Origin of the sequence: Spiroplasma endosymbiont of Polydrusus pterygomalis (assembly GCF_964030635.1) — a bacterium.
Taxonomy (GTDB): Bacteria; Bacillota_I; Bacilli_A; order Mycoplasmatales; family Mycoplasmataceae; genus Spiroplasma.
In genome coordinates, this window is sequence record NZ_OZ034909.1 from 1,288,035 (window position 1) to 1,308,636 (window position 20,602).

The window sequence follows — 20,602 nt, forward strand, 5'->3', positions numbered from 1 at the left end:
AGCTTCTGCTCCAATAACCGCTCCTTCGGTCGCTATAACTGCAGTTCCTTCTGCCGCTGATATAGTTTCGGCCGCCGTTAAACCTTATGATAAAAGAGGTGTCATTTCAATAGATTCGCCCGTTGACCCAATAGCGCCGCCACTCACTGAACCACTAACAGTTATTTTTGCCCCTGCTGGAATTATTGCAGCACCAATAGCTGATGTTCCAATTGTTTTCAGTTTATCTTTAAAAATCTTTTTGTCATTTTCAGATAATGATTGAAAATGATTATTTATTTCGTTTAATTTTTGCTGTTTTTCTTCTTTTGAAAGAGCGTTATATTTATTTATTGCTTTTTTAGTTGTTGTTTGTAAATTTTCAATATTTGTATTTATTGTTTTATTTACAGATGTACTGGTATCAGTAGTAGATTGACTTGGGTTTTTTGGCAAAGCAAAATTATAATGGTTTCCGTCAACATTAAATATCTGTATGTTATTACTTGCGTTTTGATTAACCGGCCGATAAGAACCACCGTTGTTTACAATAATATTAGAATTTAAAAAATTACTTATTGCTGCTATTTCTGGTGTGCCACCCCATGTTGACAACTCTCTCATTCCTTGTAAATAATTATCAATATTAGCATCATTTCTTTCGATTCTAATAAGATCTCTAAATGTTAATTCACTATCACGAGTTGTAAATGTATCTAAACGCGATCTCATATAATCAACAACGCGATTACGAAATAAAGTTTGTACTAATCTTTGGGCAGTTTCATCTTGATATCATGATTGATTATTATAATTATTTTCTAAATTATAATTTTGTAATAATTTTTGAATATGTGGCAGCTTATCTAATCATGATTCATTAAATAATTGAATAAATCTTGCTCTAAATTCTTCATCATTATCTATAACTGGTAATAAATAAGCGGTTGCTACTGATCAAAATAAACAACTACCATCCGCCGGAACATCATACATAGTATTTTGTTGTCTTTGATTAGGATTTTGACCTAGTGCGACACTAGGTCATTGGCGATCGCCAAAAGAAACATTTGAATTACTATTATTGCCAAATTTAGGAGATTGATTTAAAAAGCCACTTTTAAACCCACCAAAACCTAATTCATTTTTTTATTTTGTACATTGATTGTAACTTTTTCTTTGTCATTTGTTTTTAATTCTAAAAGTTTTTGCAGTTGATTTTGAAAATCTATTAAATCTTTCTTTAATTTTTCTTGTTTTTTATCTTTTAATAGCATATTTTTACAAATACTTATTTTTTTATTTAATTAATTAAAGTTTTTTAAAAGATTTATTATTTCTGTTTTTTTCATTTTTTTTGCAAAATCTAAAGGGTCATCTCCATTATTATTTTGATAATTTGGATTAGCACCGTTATCTAGTAATAATTTTACAGCATCAAGATTACCATTTTGTGCTGCAATATGTAAAGGTATATTACCATCTTTATCTGTTGCTTTGACATTAGCGCCATAAGAAAGTAATAATTTAATAAAATTAATTTGATTTTTTTGTACTGCAAAATGTAACGGTGTAAAATTACTCATCTTTTTATTTGATTCATTAATATTAATTTTATCTTTACTATTTTGATTTGTAACTAATTCATTAAAAATATCTACATTATTACTACTTAATGCACTAATTAATGGTGTTAAATCAAAATTATAATTTTTTGCATTAACATCGGCGCCATTATCAAGCGATAATTTAACAATGATTAAATATTCTCTATCTATTGCAACATGTAAAAGAGTTAAACCATTGTTATTTCTTGCATTGACATCAGCACCATGAGAAAGTAATAATTTTACTATATCAATATCACCATAAAATGTTGCAGTGTATAAAGCTGATGAATTATATTTACCTTTTTCATTAACATTAATACCATTGGCTAGTAATAATTTTATTATGTCAATTTTATTGTTGGCTATTGAAACTTGCAAAAATGTTAATTCATTATTATTTATATTAATAAGTTCTGGTTTTTTTGTAATTATTAATTTAAGCAAATCTAAATTGCCCTCTACAATTACTGATCTTATTAAATTATAATTATTATTTGTATTTATAAAATTTATTACACTAGGAATAATTTTTTTATCTCATGTTTTTAAAAATTTAATTTCGTTTTCATTTTGTAAAAATAAATTTTCAATATATTTTAAAATTACATCTGATAATTTTATGTATTCTTCATTTTTAGAATTTTTAATTATAGTCTCAATTTTAGGTTTAACATTTTCTCAATTTTGACTTTGTATTGATGATTTTTTAAATATTTCGTTTAAATCTTTATTATTTTCACTTATAAAAAATAAAACAATAATATGGTTATTTAATTGTTCAAAAATTTTTTTTCGTTTTTCTTCTAAATATTTACTTGACGTTATTCACCCGCCTATTAATTGTTCAGAATAGTCTTTTCATTGAATTTTATCATCATTTTTAGAATTAATAATATTTTGAATATTTTCTTGAATATTTTTAAATTCAACTTGTTTACTATCTTTTTCATAATTAAAGTATTTAAGATAAGAACCAAATCTCATTGCTTCACTTGTAATAAAAATCATTCTTACTAAATCATCTTTTGTTGTTTGATTTTGATTTTTATCATTATTAAATTTTGCTAAATTTGCAATTGCATTATTTAAAGTATCTCTTGAAATAATAATATCTTTTGCCCTATTTGGTTTGCCTTTTTCTTTTATTACAACATCTAATCCATTTTCTGAATATGCTCCTGTATAATTTAAATTAATTTTTTGACAATTATATTTTTCCGTTACTTTTGTATTTAACGTTTTAGTTTTTATTTCCTCGGTTTTTAAACTTTCACCACATAAAATAATAATTTTTTTATTTAAATAATTTAGTTCGTTATTATAATTTAATTTTTTATTATTTTTTTCTTTTTCTTTAAGTGGAATAATTTTATTTTTTTTCTGCAAATATTCTTTTACTTTTTCTTCATTAAATAAAAGTTTATTATCTTTTAAATTATTTAATTTATCTCTTAAATCATTAAGTTTTATGATTTCTTCTTTATTATTTTGTTTTATTTTTTCTAAAAGTTCATCATCAAAATAAAAATATTCATTATTTTCATTAATAAATCCTTGTAAATATAAATTATCTAAATTAATTATTAATTTTATTTTATTATTTTCTTTATTTTTTAAAGTTAAAACTAAAATTCTTATTTTATTTGCATCAAATTTTTTTAATTCTAAAATTTCATCTAATTTTTCAATAATTTTAATATTGTTTTCTCGTTCATTTCTTTTATCTTGTGTTTCAAAATAATCTGTTCTAACAATTCCTTCATTATTTATCATTCTTAACGGATCAAGTTGATTATTTTTAATAAGTTCTTGTAATATTTTTTGAATATTATGAGAATAATTTTCATTTAAAGTAATTTCTTTTTCAATAATGTCAACTTTACTATCTGAAGTTATTGAAAATTGAGATTGTTGCTCATCTTGCGTTTTTGGAGTAGTTGGGGTATTTTCGTTATTTTGTCTTTTTTTAATATTATGTTTTCAGTTAGGTGCTGTTGCAATAACTGATGGTATTGCATTTCCAGTTATCATAATTGTTCCTAATAATCCTAAAAGTTTTTTCATATGTGTGTATTTCCAATCTACAATCTTAAAAATTTTTAAAGATCTATTGACATTATATATATACAAGCACTTTTAGAACTATTTTAGAAATGTAGGAAAATTGGAGTAATTATTATATTTTTTGCATTACTTATTAAAATAATTAATATTATTTATTTTTTAACTTCTATTTATTTTATTTCTCATGCATAGGGAGATAACCATAGCTGTTTGTTTTAATAAAAATTAAGATAGTTAATAATATTAATTACCCACCCCCTTTACAAGATTATTATTAATCTTGTTTTTTTTATTAAAAATAAATTTGACAAATATTTAAAATAGAGTTAGTGTGTGAACAATATTAACTTTATAAAAGAAAAGAGGGCAAAATAAATGATAAATATTGATGATAATTTTTTTAACAATTCTATTAATTTTTTTGATAAACAAAGTATTGAAATTATTCAACAAAATTTAGAAGATTGTGATGAATGAATTTTTAAAAATTATAAAAATGATGAAACTTTAAAAGAATTTAAAGATTATAAAGTAAAAGAAATAAAACCAAGAACATTAACTATTTTAAATGGGAAAATAACTTTTAAAAGAAGAAAATATTATAAAATTAATCCAGAAACAGGCAAAGAAGAATATATTTTTCCTTTGGATAAGCTTTTAGGAATTGAAAAATGACAAAGAATAGATAATACTATTAAAGAAAAAATATTATCATTTATTGGCAATAAAAAAACATATCAAGATATTTTAGATACTATGGAACATGTAAAAATTTGTATAAAAACAATTTCAAATATTATGAAAAATGCAAAAACTGATAAAGAATATTATATTAATAAAACTGATAAAAAAATAAAGGTACCTCATACTTTATATATTCAAATTGATGGAACTTATTTAAAAATGTGAAATGAAAAGAAAAAATTAAAAGAAAAAATAAAAAAACATAGTATATTTTCAACTGTTCATACTGGATTTGATAAAGCAAAATCAACTAAAAAAAGACCTGTAATTGCAAATAAATTAGGTGTTATAGAACTAGATAATATTCCAGAATATATTAAAAAAAATAGTAAATTAACTAATTTTGTTAGTAAATTACTTACATTAATTACAAGTTATTATGATATTAATGACAATATTGAATTTATGGTATTGGGTGATGGTGCACCTTTAATTAAAAATATTGCAAAATTTATTCAAGAATATTTCCCTAAAAATAAAGTACATTACACGATAGATAAATTTCATCTTGCAAGTAGATTTAAAAAATTATATCCTTATCAAAGTAAAAACAAGAAAAATAAAGAAACATATCATAAAGCAGTTGATTATTTTTTTAATGCTAAATATGAAGAATTATTAGAATGTTTAGAAAACAGCGCTTCTTTTATAAAAGAATCAAAAATGAAATTCTTAAAAGATACAATTAGATTAATTAAAAATAATGAAGAAGGCGTAAGAAATCAAACATTATGAAATAATATTGGTTGTCATATTGAGGGTGATATATCACATTACTGTAAAGGTGTTTCGGTTAAAAAAGCAACTTATAATGAAAAAACTCTTAAAAATAAATTAAATACTAGTATGATAAATTTTAAAAATAAAATTAATTTATTTAATACTAATGAACCATTAGAAGAAAATAGAATTAATTATTCAGTTAATAATTTTGTAAATAATAGTTTACAATCAAACTTATATTTTTATTAATTTTATCTAATAAATTAAATAACTTTAATAAACATGTATTTTTGTCGTGGAAAAATTTAAAAAAATATAAAAATATATTGACAATAAAATTAAAAGTAATATAATCTAAATAAGTAAGTGGTATATTATTCCATAATTTCTAAGGTATTAATTAAAACCCTTAAATAATACATACAACCAATTATTAAGTAATGCTGTATCTAATGCTGGAACTTTATTTTGGCGTTATTGATTAAGAAAATGACTAGGTAATCATTTTCTTAATCAATAACGCCAAAATAAAGTTCCAGCATTAGATACAGCATTACTTAATAATTTTCAAATTTCAAATGGAACACTAGGATAAACATATGGACCATAAAACTTCGGGTGTTTTGCTGTTTTTGTATATATTAAAATAGTTAAATTGCCTGTTAAAGTTAATTTATTTGTTATATTAAACATACCACTATCAAGTCAACTACTATTTAAAGGTTGTCAATTAGTGTTTAGATAATTTTCTTTTTTAAATTGTTCTCTATTTTTAATATTGTTATCTTTTTCTAATTTATTTAATATTTGCTGTATTTCTTTTTTATGACCTTTTTTAATTAAATTTAAATAAGTATAAGGATCTAATCACTGATAAATATCTTCAATTTTATTCGTAATCTTTTGAAAAGGATTAGCATAATATGAAGCAAACTTATTAACCTTATTAATTAAATTAACAAACTTATTTATTAAAGGTTTATTTCCTAAATTTTCTGTTAATAAAGTTAAAATTCGTAATATTAATAAATTCATTGTTTATTAAGAATTTTTAATTACTACTTCAATTGACTTTGTTTTACCAGTTGCTTTGTTTTTACCTTCAATTAAAACTTCAACAATTTTATCATTTGTAATATCAATTGGTCAGTCTTCACCTTTAGGATTAATAGAATAATCAAAATCATTTTCAGTTAAAGAACTATCTACAGTTTTAACTGCTTTTAAAACAACATCTTTAAATTGTGGTTTTAATCATCCATCACTAACATCTTTGGGATCTGGTAAATTAATGATTGGTTTATCTAATTTATTTATTTTACTAATATCTATTTTAGCAACGTCTGGTGTTAAAATTACATTAGATTTTGTTGTATTTATTGGTGTAGAAATTTCATAATCAACCGGCACTCTAAATGTTTTATTTAAATTACTTTTAGCAGTATCAATTTCTTCTTGTGTTGGTTGTTTTTCTAAAATAATCTTACATGTTTTTGGATATAAAATTGTTGGTGTTGCATATTGTAATTTACCAATTCATTTAGGGTTAGCAGTATAATTATCTAAAACTTGTTGAATAGTATCCATATTAATTGGATATGCTCATACTTGTTTATTAATAAGTAAACCATTTATATTAGTAAAATTATAACCTTTATCTCGGTTAACTTGTCCTTTTGTATATGTTTTTTCTAAATGAAAACTTTTTGATACCGGAATACCCATTGCGGTATTTTCATATAATTCACCGTTAACCATTGCTTTTAATTGAGCTTGTGAACCAATTACTTTTAAATAAGCAGGTGTTAATCCTAAATAGGCTCTTCGTCCTAAAACCATAAACATTTTATCGGTTGGTAAACCAAAATATAAATTACTAATTTGATTTGTTAATTCAATCAAAGTTTCATTTAATGTAAAGAATGCTTTATTTGCTTCATCGGCACTATCGGCTGTATAACCACGAAATGGAATTACTTCATATTGACCATCTGCTAAACAATAATCATAAATCCCCTGAATTAATTCACATTCTAAATTAACAAATTTATTCTGTACAATACTAGCAATAGCGTTAGCAATAACACCATTTTTAATATTTTGTTCTATTAATGCTAAATCAAAAGCCTCATTCATTAATTTTAAATTAAATCTTTTATTAATAGGCACCGGAATTCTTGTTAATCCCATAGTTTGAGTTGCCCCACCATTTGGAAATGCATAATCATCTTGTCATACCACACGATGAGTTAAATTATATAACGCTTGTCCTGCATTAGGTAATCAAGCAACTTGTTCAGCAGTTGCAGTTGCATATTGCATAATACTTGCATGCTCATTCATTAATGGTCCTCTTAGCATAGCGTTAACCATATCAACATAGGCTTTTTGACCTGTTGTATTACCTTGTAATGTAAAATGTACTTGCGGCAAATTAATTGTTGCCATAATATTTCACTCCCTTATTATCTAAGGTTTTTAAGTGTATAATCAGTTAATTTCTTAATTTCTTCTGGAGTATATGTTCCTTTTTCTTTAATAGTTTCAATTTCATCATTTTTATTTTCAACCGAATTTTCAATCATATCTTTAATTAAATTAGTTGGTGAAACTGATGGTTGTTCTTGTATAAACAAATCAGGTTTTAATTCTTTTAAAGTTTGCATTTTTTCAGATAAAGAACTACCACTAACTTTATCTAAATTAGTTTTAATATCTTCAATTTTAGTAGATGGAACATCTTTAAAGGCTTTTAATTCATCTAATTCATTAGATAATTTAATAAAGTCTTCTTTTGATATAACATCTTCGCGTTTTTGCACACTTTCTCTAATTTGTTTTGCTTCATTATTAAACTGATTTAAGATATTTTCTGCAATCTCTTCACTTAAACCTTGTTCGATTAATTGTTCTTTTGTAAGTGCCATTTTATAAACTCCTCTTTTTTTATCCTTGTCCGATTAACAAGTCAGCGTAACTCTTTTTTACGGAAAAAGATTAAACCTATGCCTTCATTATATACTATTATTTTACTAATACAATACTTTTTATACATAAAATACTAAACTTAATATATTTTATTACTATTTTAGGTCTTAAAACGCGTAATAATAGCTTTTTAACAAGATAAAAGCCTTTAAAATAATTACCAATTTTGCTTGTATATATATATATATATATATACAATGAGGATAGATCTTGATAAAAAAGTTTCAAGATTAAGAAAAGGAGAAAAACAAGTATGAAAAAATTACTTAGCTTATTAAGTGTGTTAACAATTAGTGGAACTGCTGTACCAACAACAATAGCCGCTAGTTCTTATCAAGAAGAAAATAATAAATTAAATATTATAAAAAGAGATACTAATTCACAAAAATTAAATAATTTAATAGATATCAAAAATAACCTATCTGAAAAAGTAAAAGATATGGGTGAAAAAGTAATTAAAGAATGTCAATTAATGATATTACTTGAGCGTGATTTAACGCTAAAATTACAAGAATTAGGAAATTATCTTAAAGAAGATTTATCGAAAAATATTAAAAATATTACTATAAATAAAAATAATCTAAAACAAAGTATTCAAAATTTAGGACAAAATGTAAAAACTTTTGGAATAAAATTGAAAGCAGTTGGAAAATTGGTAAAACAAATAACTAATGGTTTAATTAAAAGTTTAATAAATGTAGAAGATTTAGGTAATGGTTCTATTTCTCAAGGAGAAATTTTAGAAAAATTAGGTGAAATTATTGATTTATATAAAAATGAAATTTTAACTACTGATAGTATAAAAGAAAATATTAATATTATTGGTAAAAATATTAATACTATAGGTATAAAATTAACAATGAATGAAAAACTTAAATATTATCCAGACGTATTACCAGGATTAAAAGATTATAGAATGATTGTAAAACCATGATTAACAAATGAATTGAATGGATATGTTTTGGGGAATAACTTAAAAGAAATAGGAACTAAAATACAAAATATTCAAATAAGTAATAATAAAATATCTAATCAAAATATTGAAGATTTAGGACAAAATATTGAAGATTTAGGTGAAGAACTAAAAAATGTTTCGTTAATATTAGAACAAGGTTATAAATCTACAAAGTCTTTTGGATTATCATTAGTTGAATTGGGAAAATTTATAAAATCTTTATCACAATTAAATTAATATAAAAAATAAATTGGATATACTTGAAAAAAATATTAATTATTTTAGGAACAATCACTTTAATAGGAACAAGTACAACAAGTTTAGTTGCTTGTAATACAAAATATACTGAAAAAAATAGTGATTATAAAGAATGAAAATCAATAACTGTAAGACAAGATTTTTTTATTAATGATTATGATAAAAAAACATATTTATTAATTTTAAATAATGTTTTAAATCCAAATAATAGTTGAAAAGGGCGTATTGTTGATAAAAATACAGATTTAAGTAAATTAATGTTAGAACCTAATTGGAAAGTTTATTGATGGTCAAATGAAACAAAAACACCATTTATACCCAATATAAATATTACAAATGGCGAAATAATTGATGAGTAAAAAGTGCTAATTGCACTTTTTTAATTTGGCTTAATTATAATATTAACTGTATTATTGCTTTCATTAGTAAAATTTAAATTATCAGAATTATTTCAAAAAGTTAAATTAGTATTATGTCCTCAACTGGGATAACCAACAGCCCCCATAAACCTTGGCCATATAACTTTTGTAAATCTAATTTTTAATTTTAAATTATTAGTATAATATGCTTGTAAATATACATTTTGAACATTATTAATGGGTTTTAAATTTGTATCTGATACTTGTATTAAAAATGATATTATTTGGTCTTGATATTTAGTTTTATATTCTGAAAAAGAAACATCCCTTAATTTATCTGCTTTACTTATAACAAATGTTTTAATTTCTGTTGAAATTTCATTTGTTTTAATAATTTTATTTTGAGGAAAATTAGCATTTGTTTCTTGTTTGCTTCCACCTTCTACAAAATTAAATTCAAATATTTCACCGACACTAATATTACACTGCCCTCTTCCTACAAATAATTCTATATTACTATAACCATAATTCGCTATTTTAGTCGCGTTATTGATAATATAAAAATTATTAAGATTACTTATTTCTATTGTTTTATAAGCATCTTGGAATTTACTGATACTTTGAATTGTTGGGTCAATTTGTTTTAAATCAATTTCAGTTTCATAATACCCACTATATTCAAGTTTATAATCAAATAAATCAACCCAATTACTTAATCCAGTTTTACATTGGGGTTGTGCTGTAAAACTAAAATTAATAGGTAATTTTGCATTGGCAGGAATAATATCTTTTGTATAAGTTTTATAGCTATATGACACTGGTGGTAATACATATTGTGGGTAATTAAATGTTGGGATTTCATAATCATGTGGTAATAAGAAACTAGTTTTATAATTAGTTGTCATGTCACGTAAATAATTATTTAATGTACTTTTTGTTTTACCACGAAAACTTCATACTGATAATCTTAAATAATCTTCTTCATTATTGGTATAAGGATTATCAGCATAAAAGATAATTTCAAAATTACCTTTATATAATGCTTGGATTGAAAACATATCAATTATATAACTACAATTTGTCCCATCAGGTGTTTGTAAGAATTCACAATCATTATCTTCTTCACCGTCACTAACTGGTGTTTGAGCATCTACTGCTGTTGTAAGTTCATTAATTAAATAAATTCGGTTAGTTTTTTGATTTAATTGTTTTAGATTATATGTTGAATAAACTATATTATTTGTTGGTTTACCACCCTTAGTTAAAACAGTACCTTGTATTTTATCAGTTAATAAAGTAGTAAATCCGAAGCTAGTGGCATTTGCTCCAAAAATAGCACCAACTTTATCATTGCCTTGTTCTCTAAATATTTCAAAAGGTAAATAACATTTACCTTTTGAGTTTTCAGACCAAAAAGCATCATTATAAAAACTATAAATATTAGCACTCATAAAGCCATTAAGTCATTGAAAATTAGGTCAAGTTTTTTCATCTTGATTAATAACTCAGCCCCAAGGAATACCAAACGAAATAAAGTTTAAGAATTTACCAACTCCGCCTGGTATCGTAAAAGGATTAAAAACTAACTTTTGAGTATAGTTTAAAGGTAAGACAGTAATTTGGCGATTAATAAAATTATTCATATTTAAAATATCTCAAACATTACATGAACCCATTTTATTGTATTCAATTTGAACACTACCAACAGTATTACCAAATTCATCTTTTCTTCTAAAATATGATGATGCTTGGGTACTAATAATATTATTAACGTCACCACTATTTACTTTTATTTGACTTGGTGGCATTATTTTTCAATTTTTAGACCAATAAAATTTAGAGTCATTATTTTCTTCTTTAATTGTTTTTCCAACAGTAGGATTGGTAGCTGTCGAACTTTCTTGGTCAGTTATAACAATACCCTCACTATTTTTTTGCTTTCAAAAATCATATCTACTTTCCATATCTTTTTTTCAGTTTTCATAACCAGTTATCATTGTTGGTTGAATCCCTTGAATGTTATATCAACTTACTTCAGGTGATGCATAAGTATTAACTTTGTCAGGCGGACACGGATACATGTTATACATTAATAAATCTCGTGAATTCATTACTTTTGGATTAAATTGACCTTTAATAATTGGCCGGCCAATAACAGGCATATCAAAAAAGATCGGATTACCATAAAATTTAACTGCCATTGCTCTAACACCGGGGTCTTTTAATAACATATCATCTAATTCAATAGTTGATGTATTTGTTTTCTCATTATAAGTTATTTTAGGAAAGCAGTATCCTTCCCCAGGTGCTGATGTTTGAATAAATTGTCGTACTGATAAACCACTATTACTAATTTTGTCATTAATACTTGAAAAGGTAATTTCTTGTCATAAAAAACTACCATCTCATGGTGAATAATAATTAATAACATTTGATGGATATAATCATTGTCTATCTTGGGGAGCAATATTTATATTACCTCCACCAATATTTAATCCATGGTCATTAAAAACCGTATAAAAATTATAATAATCATTAATATTTAATTTACTTGCATCTTCATCTAAAATTAATAAAGTATATTGTCTTTCAGTTGATTGTTGGGTAAATACTTGTTCAAATTTATCTTCTCCAAATTGAATTGAACTTCTATCATCAATCATATAAGCATCTCAATATTTACCAACCTTAACATCTTTTGTATAAAAATTATCGGCTTTATTATCATTATTAATAAAATAACTTAATTTATATTGCTTTAAGTATGCTAACATTCTATTAATATCATAAATGTTTTCACCATCAATTAATTTTCAATAAACATTATTATTTTCATCTTTTAATTTTATCGCGAAAGGTGTTTCATTATTGGCTCATATAGTTGAATTAATTTATTGTTTACTAAAATCATCAATTGTTAATATCTTAATTTCTTCACCTTTATGTTTTTGAACTATTTTTAAACTATCTTGTCATTGTGCAATCGTACTTTCCATATTATCAAATATTCTTGAATATCTACCATAATCACTAGGCTTTGCGTTATTAGTTTTTCAACCTGTTTCAGTATCAGGAATATATGAACTATAAACATTAAAAGGAAATACCATTCAATGTCTATTATCTTTTATATTTTCTCTTATATCTATTAAAGTATCGTGGGCTTGTCTTCTTAGTTCTTCGATAACTCCTGGGTTAATTCTACTCATTTTTTAATTCTCCTTTATTTCCGTTCTACCTTGTAAGGCGTTTTGATTATTACCAGTTTCATCATATTCTAGTAATTTATTATTATGTTCGATTTCTTTGGCTTGCATTTTATCTTGTCATTCTTCTACTTTCTCAAAATATTTTGTTGCTTCTAATTCATCAATATTGTCATATTCAGTTATAGCTCTTATTGGTTCCATTGTGCCATTATCTAATCTATCAGTAATTAATTCATTTTGTCGCATTTGGTCAACTAAACTAGCACTAATAAAATCAAAACCATAAGGCCGTTCACCAATACCATCTCATAAACCATAATATTTTAAAACAGTATCAAACATCTTAGTATAATATTGCTTACGATATGCTTGTAAATATGCTTGTTTTTCTAAGTCTTTTGTTTTAGTTAATAATGACTGTGTTTTATTATGGTCATTATCTGATTTATCACCAAAAGGACTAGAAAAATGACATGCTAAATATACTTGTTAAATAATTGATTTTTGATCTTCGGTATATGTTTCTAATGTTGGTGCACCTTGTACTACTTGTAAAGATTGTGATGATGTCCCATCTGCTGCCGTTTGACCTGATTGAATGAAAATATCATCAAATACATCTTGTAATGCTTTTTTATTTCCCATATTGTAAGCATTCATTAAACCATCATCTAATACCCCATATCAGTGCGTACGATTAGCTCATCGTTCTTTTGATTTAATATTAAAACTATCTTCTAAATCAAATTGTAATTTATAACAATTTGCCATTGTAGGTCATGGATTTAATGTAGTTGAAGTTGATAAGAACAACGGATTAGGTTCATTAATCATTTCTCAAAAAGGTACTATACCTAATTTATTTTTAAATTCTTGAACTAAAATAGGTCTAACATCATCTTTAATTTGTGTTTTACTTTGTCCAACAACTACCTCGTTATTTTTTGGTCAACCTTTAATAACTATTTTATCTTTGGTACAAATTAAATTTAAAATAAAACCACTATCTGATTGATGATAATTTAATCAAATGTCGGCCCCTTGTTCAATTTCATTTATTTTACTTACACGTGATGTAAAGTTAAAAGGATTAATTCATAAATCAATATTGCCATCACTAGTCTCTAATAAACCGAAAATAGTTTTACCCATTAAACTTGCTGTTAATTCATTTTTATCTAATTTTTCTTTTATTTTATAAGTTTCATATCATCAATTTAATTTTTCTAAAATGTCTTTACGATGAGACTTAAATAAAATATCTTTACCATTTATTAATCGCATTTGATGACGAGCAATAATATTTGCTAAATTAATTGTTCAATCATAATTATAAAATTTTAAAACACTATTAATATCACTTAAGTTTGGTAAACTAGGGAAAGTATTATTCATGGTTATTTTGCTCCTTTAATTTTAAGATAAGTGCATAATTAATAATATTTACTGTTAATAAATTTGGCTCATTTGCTAAAACTTGAACACATACTTTAACTTTTTGATATTTTTTAATATATTCGTTATATAAATTTAATTTACATATTGCGATATTATCTTTTTTTAATTCTTGACAAAGTCTTTTTTAACTTGTCCACAAACAGACATATAAGGTCTTTTTGCATTTATTACACGTTCATCATGGATTACATAAATATCTTTTTTCATTAAGTTATTCACTCCCTTTGTTGTCATAATTTATAATCTGCTGAATTATTATGTTTAACCATTGGTATTAATTCAAAATGTAAAGCATAAAAATCACTATCAAATGTATCATCATATAAGTCTAACATTCGTTCTTCTCTGGCATCTGGTTTATCTTCTCATTGAATTAATTCATATTGGGTTTTACTGACAGGACATTTTTCTCATAATCATTTTAATTGGTTTGTATTTATTAACATTGTAAATGCTTCAATCCGATGTCTTATTTTAAATTTATGTTTTTGTGCTGGTTTAAATGTCATATATTTCCCAAAAGTATAATTATATTTTTCTCTATTTAAACTTTGTAATGTTGAATATGCACTATCATCAACATTTATTGATATACCTTGTTGTATTAAATTAAAATATTGATTTAATTGATTGTTATAAAACTCTAAAATATCTTTTACTTGTTCTAATTCTGTTTTAAATTGCTGTGTAGCATTTGAATGAGTATATTCTGCGACTTTATATGCTTTTTTATCAAATGAATTATATAATCAAAAACTAGCTGCTGTTGTATGTCCTTTTGGACTAGTAGCATTAGCAATATCAACACCACCTAATAATTTCGTTGGTTGAATAATATCTATTGCTTGCATAATATCAATATATCTCGCAAAGATTGAACCACTAGTATTACCGGGCAATCCTCAACTCCACACTCTTGCTCTTTCAATATCTAATTGTTCTAATCTTAATTGTTCATTAACTTTATCTTGTGGTAATTTATAATTAAGTCTTCAACTAGAATAATGAATAATAATTTTCATATTTCATTTTTCAATATATTTAATTTGTTCATATTTACTACGCATTATTTCTTCATTAAAAGCTAATAATTCATTACAATAACCAACAATATATCTTTTTAAACTTTCAGGATTACACGTATTAATTGTTATTTTATTTTGATAACCACGAATAGCAAACTCTAAATCACTTAAATCTTTTTGTTGAAATTGGTCACATTCTTCTCTTCAATCAATTACTAATTTATACTTATTCAAATCAGCAAAGGCTTTTAATTTTTCTTTTCGACTTGGTGAATGTAAACCTTTACAATATATTTTGCTACCATTTGATAAAGTAAAAGTAAAATTTGATAAATTAATAGTATAAGGAATATTATTTTCATCTAACATATTTCATATATTTTGAAATACACTATCTTTTAAATCTTTACTCCAATACATACTAGCAATTATACAAATTGGCTCTTTAATTAATAAACTAATTTTTAATAATTCACCAAACATTTTAATATTTGATATAGTCTTACCGCTATATCGTGTCCCAATTTGATTAATTTCATTAACTAATTCATATTTCTTAACAAATGGATATTTATTACCAATATTACTATTTTGTAATAACCAATAAGGCGTTTCTAACAAATAAGTAAAATGATTAAGCATTATTATCACTTTCTTTTTTAATATCTCTAATATCCGTTTGTAAATTAACAATTATTGGTTGTTGATTATTTAAGTTTAATTCTTTTTCAAGTTCTTTTTCTTGCAGTGAATATTTATAATTAAATGCACGCTGTCAATATAACCTAGTACCTTCTGGCGTTTTAACCATTTGTTTAATAAGTTCACTTTCTATTTTATCAACTTGTTTTTCAAGTAAAGCAACTATCTTTTCGCTCCGATAAATTTCTTGTCTTCAATGGCGAGAAAGATTTAATTTATTGGTTAAATCATTCAAAGTATAGGGGATATTAGGTGATTTATCACGTCAAAACTGCTCTATTTTACGATAAAATGTTCGTAAACTTGCTGTTTTTGGATTAAATTCTTTCATTTTTACTCCTTTTTGCATACTAAAATTGCTATTATTTAATGAATATGATTAAATAAAAGAGTAAACTATATCTGAAAATATAACAAAGAACCATCGCGGTTCTTTTTTTATCATTTATATTTTACATCAAAATAAAAAAAAGTAAACTTAATTACCGCAATGTTTCTCCTAATTTTATATATTAATAATAATCTAGAAAAATTTTTATTTATATATCTCAGTTAAAAGAAACATTGCAGTAAACTTAATTACTTTATTTTTTATAAACATCTTTAAGAGACAGAATTTACTTACTGTTTATCACTTAGATTATATACTTATAAAAATAATTGTCAATAATTTTTAATTTAATGTTATAAATATTTTAAAAAGAATTGGAGACAGAAAAATGCAAAAATATACACATGTAAAATTTGATGAACGAAATTTATTTAAAGATTTATTATTTTCTGATATTTGTAAAAAGAAAAATGATTCAATTAATTTATCAGAAATAGCACGGCAAATGAATCGTGGAATTAATACTGTTAAAAGAGAAATAAAGCGATTTAAAAAGGTAGAAGATTATAGGCTGCACCCAAAAAAGTAAGTAAAGAAAAAAAGTCTTTGCTAAACTTTTAAAGGAGGTGCATTTTTATATGGCAAGAAAAGGACAAAAATTTAATAAATATACAGCAGATTTTCGAAAAATGATAGGACAAGAGGTTAAAAATAATAGTATAAGTTTTATTGCAAAAAAATATGCAATTAATAAAAAAACTGTTGCTTCATGGTATGAAAATTTTAAGAAAGGGATTTTAAACACCAATAAAGGTCCAAAAGAATCATTTGAAAAAAGAGATTTAAACTATTACAAAGTTAGGTATGAATTATTAAAAAAGCTTCATGACTTTTACAATTAAATAAAAGAAAAATTGTATTTTTTATCAAAGAAAACCTTAATAAATATCCACTAAATTTATTACTTGATATAACAGATTTAAAGCGTAGTTATTGAGATAAATATAAAAATTATTCAAGTAATGGTAAGGATAGTGAACCATTAAAAAATATTGTAAAAGTCTATGAAGAAAATTTGAAACAATTTGGTTATCGTCGAATTACCAAATATTTAAAAGAAGATTATGGCATTGTTTATAATGCTAAGAAAGTATTACGAATTATGAAAGAAAATAATATTCAAGCTGAATATGTAAAGCGTATGCGTAGAAAAATATTAATAAAACAAAATAGAAATAAAAATATAATTAAATATCCTGATTTAGTAAATCGTAATTTTAATGATATTAAAGAAAGATTTTCAATTTTATTTACTGATGTAACTTATTTAATTTGAAATGGTAAAAAACATTATCAATCAACAATAATTGATGGATATACTAAAGAAATTATTGATGTAAAATGATCAAAATTTAATAATAACAAACTTGTAATTGATAATTTAAATGCTGTAATTAATAAAATTAAAAAAATAAAAAAAGATCTAAATAAAACAATAATTCATTCAGATCACGGATATCAATATACATCTAAAGATTATAATAGTAAATGTTTAGATAACAAAATTATAATTTCAATGGGTAAAAATTATCATTGTGCAGACAACATTATTATTGAAAGTTTTCATTCATTACTTAAAAAAGGAACAATCCATAATAAAAATTATAAATCTCATAATGAATATATTAATGATGTTAAAAAATGAAATAAATGATATTCAAACCAAAAAGAAAAAGATATAATAAATGAAAGTTTGTAAACCTTTTTATTAACACTTACTAAACAGGGTGCAGTCTATTATATGCCAGTTGAAGCACAAAAAGATTATAAACAAAAGCGAAAAAGGTCTATTAAAAAACTACCTACATTTACATAAGAGCAGCAAGAATTTTTAAATTTACGATTTAATATTTTTGGTGATTCGCCAGCGGAAATTATTCATCGATTTTTAATAAAGTTTGGTGTCAAATTTCCTTCCTGTCTTAAAACTTTTTATAAATGAATTTATTTAGGTCTTTTGGGTTTGTTAAATAAAAATTTATTAAATGGTGGCAGAAGAAATATAACAAAGAAAAGACCTGATAATCGCGGAAAATTAGATGATAAATTCAAATCAATATGAGATATTGAAAATAAAAAATCTAATGTTGGTTTTTTTGAAATGGATACCGTAGTTGGAAAAGACCATCAATCTAGTTGTTTGGTATTAGTTGAACAAAATAGTAAAAATTATTTTGCAATTAAATTAGGAGAACATACTGCTAATGAGGTTTTAGAAAAACTTGAAGAATTAGTTAAAATTAATGGTTTGGTTGGAAAAATTAAAGGAATAATAACTGATAGAGGAAAAGAATTTAGTAAGTTTGAAGAAATAGAAAATATTACTGGTTCTAATATTTATTTTTGTGATCCGGGTTCACCAAAACAAAAACCATTAATTGAAAGAATGAACCGTGAATTTAGAAAACGGTATATTAAGGGAACGGATTTTAATAATGTTACTCAACAAGAAATAGATTGAGTAGTTAATGTTATGAATGAAAAATTAAGGCCTTGTTTGAATTGAAGAACATCTAAAGAAGTATTTTTAAATAATTTTAGATAAGTTTATTTTAAAAATTTAATAAATTATTTTTCAGTGTGCTTAAATGTACTTAAAATGAAATTAGATAACAAAAAAATATTTTTTTTGAAAAAATGGTTGCAATTCTTTAATTTTGTAGAAAAATCTTGATAAAGTCAAAAACCCTTATAAAATATAGATATTTGCAAGAAATACATTTTATTAAAAACCAAATAAAATCAGGGTTTTGTTAAAATATTAAAATATCAAGATTTTTCGGCAAAATTAAAGTTGCAATTTATTAAAAATATTTTATTATTAATTTAACAAGATATAAATTTGCCGTTTGTATCTACACAACGACTTATTAAAAAGTTTTAACAACTTTTTGAATTTCTTCATCATATTGGTCAATTAATTCATCTGGTGTTAGAAAGCTTGTTGGGGCCACTTTTGTTCCTGCCACAAGAATTGGTTGATTAACACTTGCGCCAACAAATTCTCATGTTCCTTTTAAATATTCAGTGTGATTTCCTCAAGAGTATCATCCAAAAAGTGCCCCTTGGGTTGTTAAAATTTGAACTTTTAAATGGGGTAATAACCCAATTGCACCCCATTTTTTGGAATATTTATAAGAAAATGTTTTATCAGCAACTAACACATGATCTAAATAATTTTTCATTAAGCCTGAAACATTAAAATTATTCATTGGACATACAACAATAACTTTTTGGACTTCTTTTAATTGGTTAATATAAAAATCAGCATCCTCTGTATTAAAAAAAGTTCCAAAGTTATCTCGTGTAATTGTTTTAACAGCCATTGGGGCCTCATTTAGATCTAAATGAATAATTTCATCTTTTGGGTTGTCAACTTGATAATATTTAATAAAACGGGCTGCTAAAGCCTTTGAATATGATTTCTTATTTGGGCTAACGGTTCCATAAATTACTAATACTTTATTTGCCATAATTATCTTTCCTTTCTAGTTTTATTTTATCATGTATATTGTAAACCAAATGCAACACTTTACTTTAATTTTGTCGAAAACTCTTGATAAAGTCAAAAAAATCATCAATAGACTTCTTGCGATACTATGATAATCATTGCAAATTAATTCATAAAAAAATTCATCTTGATCCATTTTCCACTAACACTAAATGTTGTATTCAAATGGCAGTTGATACTAATAATAATATTTTTGTTCAATCCACTAATACCAAACGATTACAAAAACAGTGAATTATTGAAAATATGAATACAAAATTAATTAACAAAAATTCCATTATTATTTCTGATATGCAACCATTATATTTATTAGTAGCAAAACAAACAAGTTCTACTTTATATGCCACTAAAACTAGGACAAATCCTGATGCCAGTTATCGAAAATTAAATAAAATTAGTAAATTACAAGCAAGTCTTAAAGAAGCCTTAATTCATTATCATGATTTAGGGTTCACTAACATTCAAAATTATTTAAATCTCTGAAAATGAAAATACCAACACAAAGGTTTAACACCAAACCAACAAGCAACGGTATTATATTTTAACATCTAAAAAAGTTAAAGAACAATAATAATCTTCCACCAAATTCGTTTTCAAATTGTCATATTGATGATTTTTTTGACTTT

General features: G+C 24.0%; 20 protein-coding genes and 2 pseudogenes. 8 read left to right on the top strand and 14 right to left on the bottom strand.

Annotation, left to right across the window (positions count from 1 at the left end; translation table 4 throughout):
- Positions 1 to 84 precede the first annotated feature (84 nt).
- From ACQH23_RS08290 to ACQH23_RS08300, 3 genes are all read right to left on the bottom strand, one after another.
- Entirely contained in the window at positions 85 to 975 is an 891-nt protein-coding gene (locus ACQH23_RS08290; RefSeq protein ID WP_425377963.1) for an OTU domain-containing protein, read from the bottom strand.
- A gap of 140 nt (positions 976 to 1,115) precedes the next feature.
- Positions 1,116 to 1,256 carry a hypothetical protein gene (locus tag ACQH23_RS08295; protein WP_425377962.1) on the bottom strand — a complete coding sequence of 47 codons (141 nt, stop codon included), beginning with the start codon at positions 1,254 to 1,256 and terminating at the stop codon, positions 1,116 to 1,118.
- A gap of 30 nt (positions 1,257 to 1,286) precedes the next feature.
- Complete coding sequence (locus ACQH23_RS08300) at positions 1,287 to 3,653, bottom strand: ankyrin repeat domain-containing protein (protein WP_425377967.1); 2,367 nt, start codon at positions 3,651 to 3,653, stop codon at positions 1,287 to 1,289.
- Between the two features lie 375 nt (positions 3,654 to 4,028).
- Between ACQH23_RS08300 and ACQH23_RS08305 the strand changes: the two genes are divergently transcribed.
- On the top strand, positions 4,029 to 5,369 hold the full coding sequence (locus ACQH23_RS08305) for an Mbov_0401 family ICE element transposase-like protein (RefSeq protein ID WP_425377968.1): 1,341 nt from the start codon (positions 4,029 to 4,031) through the stop codon (positions 5,367 to 5,369).
- Between the two features lie 225 nt (positions 5,370 to 5,594).
- Here the strand turns inward: ACQH23_RS08305 and ACQH23_RS08310 are convergent, their stop codons facing one another.
- Genes ACQH23_RS08310 through ACQH23_RS08320 form a run of 3 tightly spaced genes read right to left on the bottom strand, consistent with a single transcriptional unit; the run spans position 5,595 to position 8,047 of the window.
- Positions 5,595 to 6,155, bottom strand: a complete 561-nt coding sequence (locus ACQH23_RS08310; RefSeq protein WP_425377969.1) for a hypothetical protein — start codon at positions 6,153 to 6,155, stop codon at positions 5,595 to 5,597.
- Positions 6,156 to 6,161: 6 nt separating this feature from the next.
- Entirely contained in the window at positions 6,162 to 7,568 is a 1,407-nt protein-coding gene (locus ACQH23_RS08315; protein WP_425377970.1) for a hypothetical protein, read from the bottom strand.
- 17 nt (positions 7,569 to 7,585) lie between these two features.
- Positions 7,586 to 8,047, bottom strand: a complete 462-nt coding sequence (locus ACQH23_RS08320) for a hypothetical protein (protein WP_425377971.1) — start codon at positions 8,045 to 8,047, stop codon at positions 7,586 to 7,588.
- Between the two features lie 314 nt (positions 8,048 to 8,361).
- Between ACQH23_RS08320 and ACQH23_RS08325 the strand changes: the two genes are divergently transcribed.
- Both ACQH23_RS08325 and ACQH23_RS08330 read left to right on the top strand, forming a co-directional pair.
- Positions 8,362 to 9,300 (top strand): hypothetical protein, encoded by a 939-nt coding sequence (locus tag ACQH23_RS08325; protein WP_425377972.1) that lies wholly within the window; start codon positions 8,362 to 8,364, stop codon positions 9,298 to 9,300.
- Positions 9,301 to 9,323: 23 nt separating this feature from the next.
- A complete protein-coding gene (locus ACQH23_RS08330) occupies positions 9,324 to 9,680 on the top strand; it encodes a lipoprotein (protein WP_425377973.1) in 357 nt (118 codons plus the stop codon).
- A gap of 20 nt (positions 9,681 to 9,700) precedes the next feature.
- Here ACQH23_RS08330 and ACQH23_RS08335 read toward each other — a convergent pair whose 3' ends face one another.
- The 7 genes from ACQH23_RS08335 to ACQH23_RS08365 form a co-directional block, all read right to left on the bottom strand.
- A complete protein-coding gene (locus ACQH23_RS08335; protein WP_425377974.1) occupies positions 9,701 to 12,454 on the bottom strand; it encodes a hypothetical protein in 2,754 nt (917 codons plus the stop codon).
- 117 nt (positions 12,455 to 12,571) lie between these two features.
- Positions 12,572 to 12,889, bottom strand: a complete 318-nt coding sequence (locus tag ACQH23_RS08340; protein WP_425377975.1) for a hypothetical protein — start codon at positions 12,887 to 12,889, stop codon at positions 12,572 to 12,574.
- Positions 12,890 to 12,892: 3 nt separating this feature from the next.
- Positions 12,893 to 13,231, bottom strand: a complete 339-nt coding sequence (locus ACQH23_RS08345; RefSeq protein ID WP_425377976.1) for a hypothetical protein — start codon at positions 13,229 to 13,231, stop codon at positions 12,893 to 12,895.
- A 147-nt stretch (positions 13,232 to 13,378) separates the two neighbouring features.
- Positions 13,379 to 14,284 (bottom strand): hypothetical protein, encoded by a 906-nt coding sequence (locus ACQH23_RS08350; RefSeq protein WP_425377977.1) that lies wholly within the window; start codon positions 14,282 to 14,284, stop codon positions 13,379 to 13,381.
- Positions 14,285 to 14,449: 165 nt separating this feature from the next.
- On the bottom strand, positions 14,450 to 14,581 hold the full coding sequence (locus ACQH23_RS08355) for a hypothetical protein (RefSeq protein ID WP_425377978.1): 132 nt from the start codon (positions 14,579 to 14,581) through the stop codon (positions 14,450 to 14,452).
- Positions 14,554 to 16,014 (bottom strand): PBSX family phage terminase large subunit, encoded by a 1,461-nt coding sequence (locus ACQH23_RS08360; protein WP_425377979.1) that lies wholly within the window; start codon positions 16,012 to 16,014, stop codon positions 14,554 to 14,556. Before ACQH23_RS08360 ends, ACQH23_RS08355 begins: the two co-directional genes overlap by 28 nt.
- Positions 16,007 to 16,405 carry a hypothetical protein gene (locus ACQH23_RS08365; protein WP_425377980.1) on the bottom strand — a complete coding sequence of 133 codons (399 nt, stop codon included), beginning with the start codon at positions 16,403 to 16,405 and terminating at the stop codon, positions 16,007 to 16,009. The genes ACQH23_RS08360 and ACQH23_RS08365 overlap by 8 nt, the downstream gene beginning before the upstream one ends.
- 388 nt (positions 16,406 to 16,793) lie before the next feature.
- Here ACQH23_RS08365 and ACQH23_RS08370 point away from each other — a divergent pair.
- The 4 genes and pseudogenes from ACQH23_RS08370 to ACQH23_RS08385 all read left to right on the top strand — a co-directional run.
- A pseudogene (locus tag ACQH23_RS08370) lies at positions 16,794 to 16,973 on the top strand (helix-turn-helix domain-containing protein); the annotation flags it as partial.
- A 70-nt stretch (positions 16,974 to 17,043) separates the two neighbouring features.
- Positions 17,044 to 17,307: a transposase family protein gene (locus ACQH23_RS08375; RefSeq protein WP_425377767.1), complete on the top strand. Its 264-nt coding sequence runs from the start codon at positions 17,044 to 17,046 to the stop codon at positions 17,305 to 17,307.
- Positions 17,308 to 17,480: 173 nt separating this feature from the next.
- Entirely contained in the window at positions 17,481 to 18,164 is a 684-nt protein-coding gene (locus ACQH23_RS08380; RefSeq protein ID WP_425377981.1) for a DDE-type integrase/transposase/recombinase, read from the top strand.
- A gap of 39 nt (positions 18,165 to 18,203) precedes the next feature.
- Positions 18,204 to 19,010 (top strand): annotated as a pseudogene (locus ACQH23_RS08385) (IS30 family transposase); the annotation flags it as partial.
- Positions 19,011 to 19,335: 325 nt separating this feature from the next.
- On the opposite strand, the gene ACQH23_RS08390 reads toward ACQH23_RS08385, so the two are convergent.
- Positions 19,336 to 19,938 (bottom strand): FMN-dependent NADH-azoreductase, encoded by a 603-nt coding sequence (locus ACQH23_RS08390; RefSeq protein ID WP_425377982.1) that lies wholly within the window; start codon positions 19,936 to 19,938, stop codon positions 19,336 to 19,338.
- A gap of 83 nt (positions 19,939 to 20,021) precedes the next feature.
- On the opposite strand from ACQH23_RS08390, the gene ACQH23_RS08395 reads away from it, so the two are divergent.
- Positions 20,022 to 20,528: a hypothetical protein gene (locus ACQH23_RS08395; protein WP_425377983.1), complete on the top strand. Its 507-nt coding sequence runs from the start codon at positions 20,022 to 20,024 to the stop codon at positions 20,526 to 20,528.
- Positions 20,529 to 20,602: the final 74 nt, after the last annotated feature.